Consider the following 14377-nt stretch of genomic DNA (forward strand, 5'->3'; position numbering starts at 1 on the left):
CCTATATTGTCGTAACCTCCTTTAAAGTTGATTGTTTTAAAAAAAGTATATCTTCCTATAATAGGTACTGTTCATAGTGTGTGGTGTTGCAACAAATAATTCTTCTTACAAAGACATAAAAGAATTTCTATCCTCATCTCAACGAAAGAGCGAAGACCATGGAGGCAAAAGGGGTGGCGAGGATCGTAGGAAGAGTTTTGAAGAATCAGATAAAAAGAAAATCAGCAATCGGGCAAACAAAACTTTTGTTCGCTTGCTTTTTTTTGTATAATGGAACTTGATGAAAAGAGGGATATATCATGGCAAAGAAAAAACGTCCTGCTAAGAAGAAGAGAAAAACTAAAAAACAAAAACAGCAGCAGGAGCAAATGATTGCGATCGGTGTTGGCTTTGCTTTTATACTATTTGCCGTCTTTGGGTTTTTGAAATTAGGCTTTTTAGGCATTTTAGTGGCGAATGGCTTTCGCATAGTCGCTGGAAATACGTATCAGATCCTCTGTGTATTATTAGCAGTTTTAGGATTTTGGATCATGGTCAAAAATAGAGAATTCACGATGGGTAAGAGTCGTCGTTGGCTGGGAGTCGGTCTGTTTTATTTAGGTATCTTACTCTTTTTACATGCCAATCTTTTTGGAAAATTGAACAGCGGAGAACCCAATATCATTGGAACGACTTGGGATCTACTATCGGGAGATATTCGTCAAAGCCAAATCACCACGAATGTCGGTGGCGGTATGTTAGGTGCATTTATTTATAATCTGACATTCTTTTTGATTGCTCAACCGGGAAGTTATTTCGTAGCTGTTTTATTGATTATTGGCGGAGCAGTATTATTCAGTAATGTTGAGGGTCATCAATTATTGAATGCCTTACAAGTCATGGGAGATAGATTCCAAGAACTGTTAGAAGGCGATCCAGAAAAGCAGGCACGTAAACAAGCTGCGAAAGAAGAGCGGCAAAAACAACGAGCAGAAGCGAAGGAAGCAAAACGTCTTGCTGCGAAAGAAGCAGCCGAAGCTGAAGCTGCGGAAATAGAACAAAAGCGAGCCACTCGTCAAAAGAATCAGGTACAAAAGGAAACTTCTCCTATTTATGAAGAAAGTGAACCTGAACAATTAAGTTTTGTGCCGATTGACAGTTTCCAAGGAAATGTCCAACCTCCTGTTATGGAACGTCCTAAACAGGATGAGATGAGCCAAGTACAAGAGTCTTCCGAAGATGAGTTATTTGAAGATGATGGCACTGCATTAGAATTTGAGATCGAAGCAGAAGAAGAAAATCAAGCATACGAGCTACCTTCAATCGATTTATTAGACTCAGCGCAAACCGTGGATCAAAGTGATGAGTACAAGAAAATTGAAAAGAACATTGGCGTGTTAGAACAAACTTTCCAAAGTTTTGGTGTCGATGCGAAAGTCGTCAAAGCAAGTTTAGGCCCATCTGTGACGAAGTTTGAGATCCAACCAGCTGTCGGAGTAAAAGTAAGTAAAATCGTTAGTTTGACTGATGATATTGCCTTAGCTTTAGCCGCAAAAGATGTTCGTATGGAAGCACCGATCCCTGGGAAATCACTGATTGGGATCGAAGTGCCGAATAGCAAGATCAGTATGGTTTCGTTTAGAGAGATCATCGAAGCCCAACCGGATCATCCAGACAAGCTATTGGAAGTACCTCTAGGACGAGATGTTTCGGGTCGTGTCCAAACGGCCGATTTATCGAAAATGCCTCACTTGCTCGTTGCCGGATCGACTGGTAGTGGGAAGTCAGTAGCGATCAACGGCATCATCACAAGTATCTTGATGCGAGCAAAACCTCATGAAGTCAAACTGATGATGATCGACCCGAAAATGGTTGAGTTGAATATGTATAATGGTATCCCGCATTTGTTGACGCCAGTTGTGACCAATCCTAGAAAAGCAGCACAAGCATTGCAAAAAGTCGTTCAGGAAATGGAAGAACGTTATGAGAAGTTTGCTGCAACTGGTGTGAGAAATATCTCTGGGTACAATGAATTTGTCCAACAAAAAAATCTAGAAAATGGAACCAAACATCCGACCTTACCATTTATCGTTGTCATTGTTGATGAATTAGCGGATCTGATGATGGTTGCAAGCAACGAAGTCGAAGATGCGATCATCCGTTTAGCGCAAATGGCTCGTGCCGCAGGTATCCATATGATCTTAGCGACACAACGCCCAAGTGTGGATGTTATCACCGGGATCATCAAAGCCAATGTACCTTCACGAATGGCGTTTGCTGTTTCCAGCGGAACAGACTCACGAACGATCATTGATTCTAATGGGGCGGAAAAGCTCTTAGGACGAGGGGACATGCTCTTCTTACCAATGGGAGAGAACAAACCGATCCGTGTTCAAGGCGCCTTCATTTCAGACCATGAAGTGGAACGTGTGGTTAACTTTGTCACCGATCAACAAGAAGCCAATTACGAAGAAAAAATGATGCCAACGGATGAAGTTGAATCAGCTGGTTCAGCTGAACAACCTCAAGATGAACTATTTGAAGAGGCAAAAGCATTAGTTATCGAAATGCAAACCGCTAGTATTTCTCTGTTGCAACGTCGTTTTAGAATCGGCTACAATCGGGCAGCTCGTTTAGTCGATGAATTAGAAGCTCACGGCGTCGTAGGCCCTTCAGAAGGCAGTAAGCCTCGAAAAGTTTTTATTGAACAAGTGGAAGAGTCAATGGAGCAACCATTATCTGAAAATCAGGACATATAAAATGAAAGCAAGAAATCTTTTCTTATCGAATTGATTTTTTGCTTTTATTTTGCGTTTAGTCCATAAAAATATTTTTTGTGAAAAAAAACAGGTAGTAACAACACGACTATTATAAAATCATTCATGTTAAAAAATGATAAGCGTAAAGTCACAATAGTTTTTTTAGATGAAAGGAGATTCACTGAATGAACGATGAGACAATGAAAAAGATTGATCAAGTAACGAATGAAGTTTCCGAAAAAATCACGAATGAACAATTAACAGAAACAAGGGATGAAGCGACTGGAAAACCAGTCAACGAACAACCTAAAGAACGAGCCAAAGAACCAATCGAAGAACCAGTCAAAGAACTGGATGCGGATGCCGGTGTAGATGCAACCGAAGAACCAATCGAAAAACCGATCGAAGAACCGATACAACCAACGAGTCACACAAAAAAAGCAACGCGTGATGAACCCCGAGTCGGCTTGGCAAATTCTGAGTTTCAAAGGGGCAATCAGGAAGTACCGGAAGAAATCAAAAAATGGAATTGGGGCGCCTTCTCTCTTAACATCATCTGGGGAATTGGGAACAAAACGTATCTTCCATTACTGTGTCTGATTCCACTATTCAATTTTGTTTGGGTGTTTATTTGCGGATTCAAAGGCAATGAAGGGGCATGGAGAGATGGAAACTATACGGATGTTGAAACATTCAAACAAGTCCAAAAAACTTGGAGTAGAGCTGGCATAGCGATGTTTATTATTCAAATTGTGATTATCCTCTTATATCTTGTTTTCGTCGTATTCATTCTTTCTAGCTTATGGTATATTCGTGATTCTTTTATCCGGGATTCTTATAACTATGATCCTTACATTTATGATGGTTATTACTACTAGAAAGGAGAAAACAATATGCATCAAAAAATGATCAAAACTATTTTTATATTGAATATCGTTCAAACAGTGATTTATCTTTTTGGTTTCTTTAACCGAGTAGCAGAGCAGTCAGGTCTGGTTCCTCTCGTCTATGTGACACGTCTATGGGGGAATTTTTATGGAATTATTTTTTGGTCGATCCTAAGTATGATTTGCGTGATCGGCTTCACTTTGAGCTTATATTTATTGCTTTCAAAAGCAGTAGATTCTAAAAAAACAGTCGGGTTGATCATTTCTGCTATTGGTTATGGTTCCCCACTACTATTCAGTTTTTTCTCGATCATTCCAGCAACCTTGTTGATTTTAGGGATTATCTTTATTAAATGGATGATTATAGATCCAGAAAAATCAGTAGAAGAATACGATGAGTGGCATGATACCCATGCATGACCTAAATAAGATTTAGTACAAGTTTTTAACGATTATTTAGTTTCTTTTGTGAACTATTGCATTAATAAAGGGAATCAGTTATAGTATGTAGCGATACTTTGAAAAAAAGAGGGAATAATCGTGGAAAAACAATCCATTTATGGTTTAACAAATAAAGAATTGACTGCTTGGTTTTTAGAACATGGTGAAAAGAAATTCCGTGCCTCACAAGTATGGGAATGGCTCTATCAAAAGCGTGTCACAAGCTTTGAAGAAATGACGAATCTTTCAAAAAGTTTGATTGAAAAACTATCAGAAAATTTTGAGATCAATCCATTGAAACAAGTGATCGTGCAAGAGGCAAGTGATGGGACAGTCAAATACTTGTTTGAGTTGCCAGATAAAAATATGATCGAAACGGTGTTGATGAGACAAGAATATGGCTTATCTGTGTGTGTAACTACACAAGTCGGATGTAATATTGGCTGTACTTTTTGTGCCAGTGGTTTATTAACGAAAAACCGAGACTTAACTGCGGGTGAGATCGTGGCTCAGATCATGATGGTCCAACATTACTTTGATGAACGTCAATTGGGGGAACGTGTATCCCATGTCGTGGTGATGGGGATCGGTGAACCGTTCGACAATTATGACAATGTCATGGATTTCTTGCATATCATCAATGATGCCAAAGGTTTAGCAATCGGTGCTCGTCACATCACAGTGTCAACTAGTGGGTTGGCAAATAAAATCAAAGAGTTTGCTGAAAATGGATTACAAGTCAACTTAGCAATTTCATTACATGCACCAAATAATGAAGTCCGTACGTCCATGATGCGCATTAATCGCCGTTTTCCAATCGAAAAATTGATGGAAGCAGTGGATGAGTACTTGGAGAAAACTAATCGCCGGATCACGTTTGAGTACATCATGCTGAATCAAGTAAATGATCGGCCAGAACATGCGCAACAACTTGCTGATCTGTTGAAAGACAAGAAAAAATTAACTTATGTCAATTTGATTCCTTACAACCCAGTAAGTGAACATGATCAATATTCAAGAAGTCCAAAAGCGGATGTATTGAAATTTTATGATGTGTTGAAAAAGAACGGCATCAATTGTGTGATTCGCAAAGAGCATGGGACAGATATTGATGCAGCTTGTGGGCAATTGCGTAGCAAACAAATGAAAAAAGAAAAAACTGTAGCAAAATAAATATTCTTAAAGTTAAGTTTTCTTTCCTTCTCTTTTTCCCGTTTGGCTGATAGAATAGGCTGAAATTGGAATGGAGGGGAATAGGATGATCATCAGTGAATTTGATCGTAGAAATATCGGTTTGAAGGATCAGCTAGCTGACCTTTTGCGATTGACTTGGCCGAAGGATTACGGTGAACAACCAATGAAAGAAGTCGAGCAACTGCTGGCGATGGATCGAATCGCTGTCTCAGCGGTGGAACAAGATCGTTTGGTTGCTTTTATCGGTGCGATTCCGCAGTATGGAATGACTGGTTGGGAAATTCACCCTCTAGTAGTAGAAACTTCTTATCGAAAGCAGTATATCGGTAGCCGCTTAGTTGCTTATGTGGAGAAAGAAATCGCTTCTAAAGGTGGTGTGATGGTTTATTTAGGAACAGATGATACGGATGGGGACACGAGTCTTAGTCATACGGATCTTTTTGATCATCCGTTAGATAAACTGAAATCAATCGAAACTTTCAACAAGCATCCTTATACATTTTATGAAAAAATGGGCTATCAAGTCGTTGGAGCGATTCCTGATGCAAATGGGCTCAATCAACCAGATATCATTCTGGCAAAACGACTTGGAGAAATAAATCAATGAATGAAGCACCAAAATGATTTTTTAAAATCGAATAAAACATGCGAGCCTCCCCTAGTGTGGAGGCTCTTTTTTGTAGCAAAAACCGAACATTCATATCAAACGTTCTTATAACGACCATTTTTTTATGATTATTTTATTCGAAAGAGGATTAGATAAAAATCCTTGATTTATCTCATTTTTTCAGAAAAAAATAATAAAACGTTCATGGAAAAGTCATTATTTTTTAGAAAAAGCGAAAAAAACTGTTGCAATTTTAATAATTATTCATTAAACTCATAAACAACTCAGAAAATACTAATTATTCTGAAAATTTCGATAAAGGGGTACGGAAGATGAAAAAGAATTTAACTTTTGGTGTTGTGGCCTTATGTGGGCTTGTACTTGCTGGTTGTTATGGTGGCAGCAGTGCAGATACAAGTGGTAGTGGTTCTTCAAGCAGTGGATCAGCAGATGGAGGAGGCGTCTTCAACTTAGTAGTACCTCAAGAAATGCCGTCAGCCGACCTATCGGTTGCAACAGATACAATCAGTTTTACTGCACTAAATAATGTGTATGAAGGAATCTATCGTTTAGATGAAGATAGTAAACCTCAACCAGCCGGTGCAAGTGAATTGGCTGAAGTTAGTGAAGATGGATTGACTTATAAAGTCAAATTGCGTGAAGACGCAAAATGGTCAAATGGGGAGCCTGTCACTGCAGCTGATTATGTTTACGGTTGGCAACGTACGGTAGATCCAGCGACGGCATCAGAATATGCGTATCTTTTTGCACCAGTTGAAAATGCTGAAGCAATCACAGCAGGCGACAAAGACAAATCAGAATTAGGCATCAAAGCAGTTGGCGATTATGAATTGGAAATCAAATTAGCCAAACAAACACCATACTTCCAATACTTACTTGCTTTCCCTTCATTCTTCCCACAAAGTCAAGCAGTGGTTGAAGAACATGGAGATGCGTACGCATCATCAAGTGACAACGCAGTATACAACGGACCATTTACTTTAGCTGATTTTGATGGACCAGGTACTGATACAGAATGGACGTACAAGAAAAATGAAGAGTACTGGGATAAAGATGCAGTTAAATTATCAGAAATAAAAGTCAGTGTTGTAAAAGAATCTTCTACTGCATTGAATCTATTCAAAGATGGACAAGCAGATGATGTCATCTTATCAGGTGAGTTAGCACAACAAAATGCGAATGATCCAGCTTATACGTCAGTTAAAGAAGCACGTACAAGTTATATCGAGTTCAATCAAAGAGAAGATGATTCACCATTCAAAAATGTGAACTTAAGAAAAGCCATTTCTTATTCAATCAACCGTGAAGCATTAGTGAAACAAGTCATGGGTGATGGTTCAGTTGTTTCAACAGGCTTGATTCCTGCTGACATGACTAAGAATCCTGAAACAAATGAAGATTTTGCAGCAGAAGCCGGCGAATTAGTATCATATGATCAAGACAAAGCAAAAGAATATTGGGAAAAAGCGAAGAGTGAATTAGGAATCGACTCATTAGAATTTGAATTGATGGCATCAGATGATGACTCAACGAAAAAAGTGATCGAATATATCCAAAACTCTATCCAAGAAAACCTTGACGGTGTGAAAGTAAAACCTACACCAGTACCATTCTCTGTTCGTTTGGATCGTTCATCATCTGGTGATTTCGATACAGTATTAGGTGGCTGGGGCGCAGACTATGCTGACCCAAGTAGCTTTACTGACTTATTTGTAACAGGCAATTCTTACAACCGTGGACAATGGTCAAATGCGGACTATGACAAAGCCGTTGAAGCATCTGCTTCTAAAGATGCTGGTGACGAACAAGCGCGTTGGGCTGACTTACAAGAAGCGAATAAAATCATCGCTGAAGATATGGGTGTCGCACCAGTTTATCAAAAAGCTGAAGGTCATTTAGTTAATCCAAAAGTCAAAGGTATCGTTCATCATGCTGCTGGCGCATCATGGGATTACAAATGGACATATATTGAAGAATAAACTGTCCTAAAAAGAAAAAAGAGTGTCTGGGATGTATTACAAATCCCAGACCTCTCAATTTTCTGATCCTAGTTATTCTTTTGGCCGTTCATTTAGACAAGTGAGATGAGCGCAAAGACAATCGAAAACACAAGCAAAATTCCAGCGATGATCAGCCAAAAGGTATACATACCGTAGCTGACCGAAGATAGGGAAGTAAATTCTGGTTTTTCCTTCCGGTTTCTCGTTCGTGCTAAGTGAAACGAACGTTGAAAGTGATCAAAGAAACCTGAGGAGAACACCCATAAAAATCCGCCGATAATCAAAAACGGCAACGCACATAAAAATAAATCATTGGATAATTGAAGAAGGGTCAACTGATCAGTCAAAGCATTTTTAAGTAACACGAGGACGATCACTAAACCGGCAAACAAATAAGGACGATATTTTTTTTTCATTTTTTTGCTCCTTTATCATTGGTTCATTAAATAATGTAGCGAAACATTGATCAGAAGTCAAAAGCTAGGGGGAAACATTCGTGAATAGTTATATAAAATATGTATTAAAACGTGTCTTCTTTATGGTCATCACACTTTGGTTGATTGCAACCATCACATTCTTTTTGATGCAATTATTGCCTGGTACACCTTACACAAACCAGGAACGTTTAAGTCCTGAAACAATTGAGATGTTGAACAAACAAGTTGGTTTGGATAAACCAGTCATCGTTCAATATGGGATCTATCTTTCTAATTTGATCCAAGGAGATTTTGGTATCTCTTTCCAATTCAAAAACCAACCAGTTGCTAACTTATTAGCAGGACGAGTAGGACCTTCATTACAGCTTGGTCTACAAGCAATCATTTTCGGAACTTTCTTTGGAACGATCCTAGGAACAATCTCAGCAATGAAACAAAATACATGGGTCGATACGTCTTCTACATTAGTCGCGATCTTAGGACGTTCTATCCCTAACTTTGTTTTTGCTGTATTGTTACAATACATTTTTGCCATCCAATTTCGTGTATTACCGATCGCAAAATGGGATGGGTTCATGTATACGATCTTACCAACGATTGCACTAGCCATGTCGCCATTAGCCGACTCTGCCAGATTCATCCGAACAGAAATGGTCGAAGTCTTGCATAGTGATTATGTTGAATTGGCTCGAGCAAAAGGCTTGAGTCGTTGGGAAATTGCCTTCAAACATGGTCTACGTAATAGTTTGATCCCGTTGATGACCTTGTTAGGCCCATTAGCAGTCGCTTTGATGACTGGTTCATTAGTTGTTGAAAATATCTTTGCTATTCCGGGGATCGGTGAGCAATTCGTTAAGTCGATCACAACAAATGACTATCCAACGATCATGGCTGTCACGATCTTGTATTCATTTATGTTGATCTTAGTTATTTTAGTCGTGGATCTATTGTACGGACTAGTTGATCCGAGAATCCGAGTTTCTGAAGGGAGTCGAAGCTAGATGGAACTGATACCAAAACGCTACGAAACAATTGCAGAAATTCCTGCAGATGAATTTTTACCGTTACAAAAAAACACAGAAGAAGAACGTGAAAAAATCGAAGCTCCTTCACTGAATTTTATCCAGGATTCTTGGCGTCGATTGAAGAAAAACAAAGCGGCAGTTATTTCTATGGGATTACTGATCGTGATCATCTTTATCTCGATCATCACGATTTTCGTTTCACCCCATGATCCAACCGCTCAAAATGTCGATTACATCAACTTACCACCACGTATTCCTGGTATCAATATCGACGGACTAAACGGAAAAGCAATGGTTGCTGGTGAGTTAGTCGATAAATATGCGCAAGCAAATGTTCCCGCAGACGTGAACTACTTTTTAGGAACAGATGGTCTAGGTCGTGATGTGTTAAGTCGTTTGTTCATGGGAACACGTATCTCTCTACTGATTGCCTTCATTGCTGCGTTACTAGATGTAACGATCGGTGTTGCCTATGGTTTGATCTCTGGTTTGTTAGGTGGTCGTGTGGACAATGCGATGCAACGTTTCTTAGAGGTCTTATCTGGTATTCCTAACTTAGTCGTGATGATTTTGATGTTGGTCGTCTTTGAACCAGGGATCTTCTCGATCGTGGCAGCGATGGCGATCACGAACTGGATTCCGATGGCTCGGATCGTCAGGGCGCAAACCTTGAAATTAAAAGACCAAGAGTATGTGTTAGCAGGAATGACATTAGGTGAATCCAAATGGAAGATCGCCTTCAAGCATATCTTGCCAAACATTTCGAGTGTGATCATCATCCAAATGATGTTCAGTATCCCATCAGCGATTTTCTTCGAAGCTTTCTTAAGTTTCATCGGCCTAGGCTTGACACCACCTTCTGCTTCATTGGGAACGATGTTGAGTGATGGATACAAAACATTCTTATACTTGCCGTACCTATTATGGATACCGGCAGCAACCTTATCGGTGATCATGATTGGTTTCAACTTATTAGCAGATGGCTTACGTGATGCCTTTGATCCTAAAATGAAAGAGTGAGTACGATGACGAAAATTCTTGAAGTAAAGAACTTACAAATCTCCTTTGATACCTATGCTGGAAAAGTCCAAGCAATCCGAGGCGTCGATTTTCATTTGAACAAAGGTGAAACATTGGCAATCGTTGGCGAATCCGGTAGTGGGAAATCTGTAACGACTAGAAGTATCATGCGTTTACTGTCAAGTAACGCATCGATCGATTCTGGTGAGATTTTATTCAAAGGACAAAACATTGTTGATAAAACAGAAAAAGAAATGCAAAAGATTCGTGGGAAAGAAATTGCGATGATTTTCCAAGATCCGATGACTTCATTAGATCCAACGATGACGATTGGTAAACAAGTAGCAGAATCTTTACGTAAGCATAATAAAGTATCGAAAAAAGAGGGGCAAAAAGCCGCTTTAGAATTATTGAATCTTGTAGGAATCCCGGAAGCTGAGAAACGCATCCATAGCTATCCTCATCAATTTTCAGGGGGACAACGGCAACGGATCGTGATCGCGATCGCGTTGATTTGTTACCCAGAAATCTTGATTGCAGATGAACCAACGACAGCCTTAGATGTGACGATCCAAGCACAGATTTTAGAGTTGTTGAAAAAAATCCAATCAAAAATCGACACGTCGATCATTTTTATCACCCATGATCTTGGTGTCGTAGCGAATGTCGCTGATCGAGTAGCAGTGATGTACGGTGGAAAAATCATTGAAGTGGGAACATCTGAAGAGATTTTTTACAATCCACAGCATCCGTATACATGGGGCTTACTTGGCTCTATGCCTACATTGGAAAGTGGCAATGACCGCTTATATGCAATCCCAGGTTCTCCACCGGATTTATTGAATCCGCCAAAAGGTGATGCCTTCTATCCACGAAATGAATTTGCATTGAAAATCGATGCGGAACAAGCACCACCGTTTTTCGAACTATCACCAACACACCAAGCAGCTACTTGGCTATTAGCCCCACAAGCTCCAAAAGTGACACCGCCAGAAGAGATTCAACGGCGCTGGGCGATTTTTCAAGAAAAACAAAAAGCACATGGCCAAGGGGGATTGAACAATGAACAAAAAACTGCTCGAGGTTAAAGGCTTAAAACAGTATTTTAATGTAGGAAAGAAAAATGAAGTCCATGCGGTGAATGATATCAGTTTTCACATCTATGAAGGAGAAACATTCGGCTTAGTTGGCGAATCTGGTAGTGGAAAGTCAACCACAGGTCGAACGATCATCCGTTTGAATGAACCAACGAGTGGCGAGATCTTATTTGATGGGCAAGATGTGACGAAATTAAAAGGCAAACAAGCCATGACAAAGTTTCGTCATGAAGTCCAAATGATTTTCCAAGATCCATATGCTTCATTAAATCCAAGAATGAAAGTACGAGATATTATTGCAGAAGGAATCGATGTCAACGGACTAGCTAAATCACCCGAAGAACGTGCAGAAAAAGTCAACGAGTTACTAAAAACAGTTGGCTTAAATCCCAGCCATGGCACACGCTATCCTCATGAATTTTCAGGGGGACAACGCCAACGGATCGGGATTGCACGAGCATTAGCAGTCAATCCGAAGTTTATCATTTGTGATGAACCAATCTCTGCTTTAGACGTATCGATCCAAGCCCAAGTGGTCAATCTTTTACAAGATTTACAAAAAGAGCAAGGATTGACTTACTTGTTTATCGCGCACGATCTATCCATGGTGAAACATATCAGTGACCGTATTGGTGTGATGCACAATGGCTTGTTGCTTGAGATGGGAACCAGTGAAGAAATCTATAATCATGGAGTGCACCCATATACGGAAAGCTTACTATCAGCGATCCCATTGCCTGACCCTGATCATGAACGCCAACGTCGCCGGATCAAGTATCAACCTGAACCAGATGATGGACAAATCCGCACGTTAAGAGAAATTGCTCCTGAACATTTTGTATATGCAACAGAACAAGAAGTTGCTTATTATGCGAAAAAATTAAAACGGCAGAAAGAAGCCTTGCTAGTCGCAAACTAGGGGGAGAAGCCGATGCTAAAAGCCTTTAAATTTCGAATCTATCCCACTGATTCACAAAAACAGTGGTTGATCCAAACATTTGGTTGTGTGCGTTTTACTTACAATCATTTATTAAAAGCCAGACAGGCGTATTATTTAGAAACACAAGAGATCGATTATACGCTGACACCAGCTTCTTTAAAAAAGCAATATCCGTTTTTAAAGGAAGTCGATAGTTTAGCCTTAGCGAATGCCCAATTAAACTTGGATCGTGCATTTCGTAATTATTTTAAAGGACGCGCAAGCTTCCCCAAACTAAAAAATAAAAAAAGTATTTGGCAGTCGTATACGACGAATAATCAAAAAGGAACAATCTATTTAGAAGAAACATACCTCAAATTGCCAAAGCTAAAAGAGAAAATTCGCATCCATGCCCATCGCCCGATTGAAGGAACGATTCGTTCAGCAACGATCTCATCTCGATACAACGAGATCTTTTATGTCTCCTTGCTCTGTGAAGTTCCCCAAAAGACGATGAGAGCGTCAAATAAATGGATCGGGATTGCCTATGATCCAGATCGTCTAGTGGAGATGTCTACACCGCTTGACATCACGATTCCTAAATTCAAACAAGTTGATCAACAACTCCTGCGGGCAAAGAGAAAGCTTGTGATCAAAGGACGATCAGCACAGCATCGACGAACACACGTTGAAAGAGTTAAAAATTATCAAAAGCAAAAAAGGAAAATCAAAGACCTTTATTTAAAACAAAAATTTCAACGAGAAGACTATTTAGAACAAATTTCAGGAACAGTGATCCATCATTATGATTATTTGTTTGTCGAATCGATTTCAGCAGATTGTCCGAAAGGTGATTTTTCTATCCAAGACTGGCATAAGCTATTAGCAAAGCTCCAATATAAATCGCAATGGTATAGCAAAAAGTTAGTATTGATCGATATGAAAGAACAAACAAATGCTTCCACAAATAAAAAGAGTCTGGAATTAGTTGAAATCGGGAAGCAAGTCCTTTTTGAATAAAAAAACTGGTAGGGGCGCCAGGGTTCGCCTTGCTAATAAAAAACATCTATTGTTTTTGTTTCTAGGAATTTCTTTCAGAGAAGCTCACTAATTATGACAAACCAAAAAAGAGGAGAAGAGCATGAATGCTCTTCTCCTTTCAGACTGTAGACAAAAGCATCAGTTTCCTCTTTACTAAGAGTGTAGATTAATACTTTTGTCTATTTTTGTATAATAAAAGATATGGGCTCTTTGTCAATAAGGACTGATGAGTTGCGAAAAACTAAATCTGGGTCAGAACAAACCTCATTCTGACTCAGATTTTGTGTTATCTAACTTTGATTAATTGATTGGTCAAAAAGATTCTAATTTTCATATTCTCAAATGATTTAAATCCGTAGGATACTCGTTTCATTGTTTTTATGTGGGTATTCTTTGCTTCTATTTTTCCATTGGAGTAAGGATAAATCATCGCATTGCCGATGCCTTCTTCGTAGATCAGAAGGTTTTGAAGTTTCTCACGAAATCCTTCATCTAATGTTTCGGGAAGTTCTGCCAATAAGGAGAAAAGCAAGTCAGGATCTTTGTCTCGAAAAGCTTCAACTAATTCATGGAAAACGGGATACGCCTCCTTTAGGGGCGTGGAAAAGCTAAGCAATCGATCAATCATCATTGCTTCAGTAAGAAATGGGTATTTAGGTGCTCGGAAACTTTTCCATGTTTTATATTCATAGTGGTTAATGTTTGCACGATTTTTTAGCAGAAAGCGCCAGTTCTTTTTCAGTTTTTCTGCATGGCTTTTCTGTTCTACTTTACGTTTCTCATTCATTTGATTGTTTGGACAGCATTATACATTCCTCCTCAAAAAGCGAACGTTTTTTTTTAATTGTAATAAAAAAACTGTAGTCTGAGTTTTCTTTTTTAGTGTATTTTTTGAAGTTTGTATTATATGATACAAAAAAGAGTGATTAGGAGGTGCTTTTTGTTGACTA

General features: G+C 39.2%; 12 protein-coding genes and 1 pseudogene. 11 read left to right on the top strand and 2 right to left on the bottom strand.

All coding sequences use genetic code 11. From position 1 onward, the window contains the following. Positions 1-299 precede the first annotated feature (299 nt). From IGK01_RS03085 to IGK01_RS03110, 6 genes are all read left to right on the top strand, one after another. The gene (locus tag IGK01_RS03085) at positions 300-2738 is read left to right on the top strand and encodes a DNA translocase FtsK (protein WP_153830480.1); all 2439 of its coding nucleotides are present in this window, start codon (positions 300-302) and stop codon (positions 2736-2738) included. Positions 2739-3205: 467 nt separating this feature from the next. Next, on the top strand, positions 3206-3616 hold the full coding sequence (locus IGK01_RS03090; RefSeq protein WP_051377631.1) for a hypothetical protein: 411 nt from the start codon (positions 3206-3208) through the stop codon (positions 3614-3616). A gap of 15 nt (positions 3617-3631) precedes the next feature. Beyond that, positions 3632-4045, top strand: coding sequence for a hypothetical protein (locus IGK01_RS03095; RefSeq protein ID WP_438747722.1), 414 nt, complete (start codon positions 3632-3634; stop codon positions 4043-4045). A gap of 120 nt (positions 4046-4165) precedes the next feature. Next, entirely contained in the window at positions 4166-5239 is a 1074-nt protein-coding gene (gene rlmN, locus IGK01_RS03100) for a 23S rRNA (adenine(2503)-C(2))-methyltransferase RlmN (RefSeq protein ID WP_010736158.1), read from the top strand. 85 nt (positions 5240-5324) lie between these two features. Beyond that, entirely contained in the window at positions 5325-5867 is a 543-nt protein-coding gene (gene aac(6') / locus IGK01_RS03105; RefSeq protein WP_438840492.1) for an aminoglycoside N-acetyltransferase AAC(6')-Ii, read from the top strand. Between the two features lie 332 nt (positions 5868-6199). After that, a complete protein-coding gene (locus IGK01_RS03110; protein WP_010736156.1) occupies positions 6200-7867 on the top strand; it encodes a peptide ABC transporter substrate-binding protein in 1668 nt (555 codons plus the stop codon). Positions 7868-7959: 92 nt separating this feature from the next. Here IGK01_RS03110 and IGK01_RS03115 read toward each other — a convergent pair whose 3' ends face one another. After that, positions 7960-8304: a DUF3899 domain-containing protein gene (locus tag IGK01_RS03115; RefSeq protein ID WP_010736155.1), complete on the bottom strand. Its 345-nt coding sequence runs from the start codon at positions 8302-8304 to the stop codon at positions 7960-7962. Between the two features lie 80 nt (positions 8305-8384). Here IGK01_RS03115 and opp3b point away from each other — a divergent pair, with 80 nt between their 5' ends. Genes opp3b through IGK01_RS03140 form a run of 5 tightly spaced genes read left to right on the top strand, consistent with a single transcriptional unit; the run spans position 8385 to position 13406 of the window. Continuing rightward, positions 8385-9326 carry an oligopeptide ABC transporter permease gene (gene opp3b / locus IGK01_RS03120; RefSeq protein WP_019722500.1) on the top strand — a complete coding sequence of 314 codons (942 nt, stop codon included), beginning with the start codon at positions 8385-8387 and terminating at the stop codon, positions 9324-9326. After that, a complete protein-coding gene (locus IGK01_RS03125; protein ID WP_019722499.1) occupies positions 9327-10370 on the top strand; it encodes an ABC transporter permease in 1044 nt (347 codons plus the stop codon). Positions 10371-10375: 5 nt separating this feature from the next. Next, positions 10376-11458, top strand: coding sequence for an ABC transporter ATP-binding protein (locus IGK01_RS03130; protein ID WP_019722498.1), 1083 nt, complete (start codon positions 10376-10378; stop codon positions 11456-11458). Further along, entirely contained in the window at positions 11433-12386 is a 954-nt protein-coding gene (locus IGK01_RS03135) for an ABC transporter ATP-binding protein (protein ID WP_375152115.1), read from the top strand. Before IGK01_RS03130 ends, IGK01_RS03135 begins: the two co-directional genes overlap by 26 nt. A gap of 12 nt (positions 12387-12398) precedes the next feature. Further along, positions 12399-13406 carry an RNA-guided endonuclease TnpB family protein gene (locus IGK01_RS03140; protein ID WP_010736150.1) on the top strand — a complete coding sequence of 336 codons (1008 nt, stop codon included), beginning with the start codon at positions 12399-12401 and terminating at the stop codon, positions 13404-13406. A 307-nt stretch (positions 13407-13713) separates the two neighbouring features. Here the strand turns inward: IGK01_RS03140 and IGK01_RS03145 are convergent. Further along, positions 13714-14217, bottom strand: a pseudogene (locus tag IGK01_RS03145) (transposase); the annotation flags it as partial. Between the last annotated feature and the right edge of the window lie 160 nt (positions 14218-14377).

Origin of the sequence: Enterococcus sp. AZ080, from assembly GCF_051714945.1 — a bacterium.
Taxonomy (GTDB): domain Bacteria; phylum Bacillota; class Bacilli; order Lactobacillales; family Enterococcaceae; genus Enterococcus_B; species Enterococcus_B pernyi.

Coding starts and splice junctions, on each gene's coding strand:
- IGK01_RS03085 (WP_153830480.1), top strand. CDS start 300: ATGGCAAAGAAAAAACGTCCTGCTAAGAAGAAGAGAAAAACTAAAAAA.
- IGK01_RS03095 (WP_438747722.1), top strand. CDS start 3,632: ATGCATCAAAAAATGATCAAAACTATTTTTATATTGAATATCGTTCAA.
- IGK01_RS03110 (WP_010736156.1), top strand. CDS start 6,200: ATGAAAAAGAATTTAACTTTTGGTGTTGTGGCCTTATGTGGGCTTGTA.
- IGK01_RS03115 (WP_010736155.1), bottom strand. CDS start 8,304: ATGAAAAAAAAATATCGTCCTTATTTGTTTGCCGGTTTAGTGATCGTC.
- IGK01_RS03125 (WP_019722499.1), top strand. CDS start 9,327: ATGGAACTGATACCAAAACGCTACGAAACAATTGCAGAAATTCCTGCA.
- IGK01_RS03130 (WP_019722498.1), top strand. CDS start 10,376: ATGACGAAAATTCTTGAAGTAAAGAACTTACAAATCTCCTTTGATACC.
- IGK01_RS03135 (WP_375152115.1), top strand. CDS start 11,433: ATGAACAAAAAACTGCTCGAGGTTAAAGGCTTAAAACAGTATTTTAAT.
- IGK01_RS03140 (WP_010736150.1), top strand. CDS start 12,399: ATGCTAAAAGCCTTTAAATTTCGAATCTATCCCACTGATTCACAAAAA.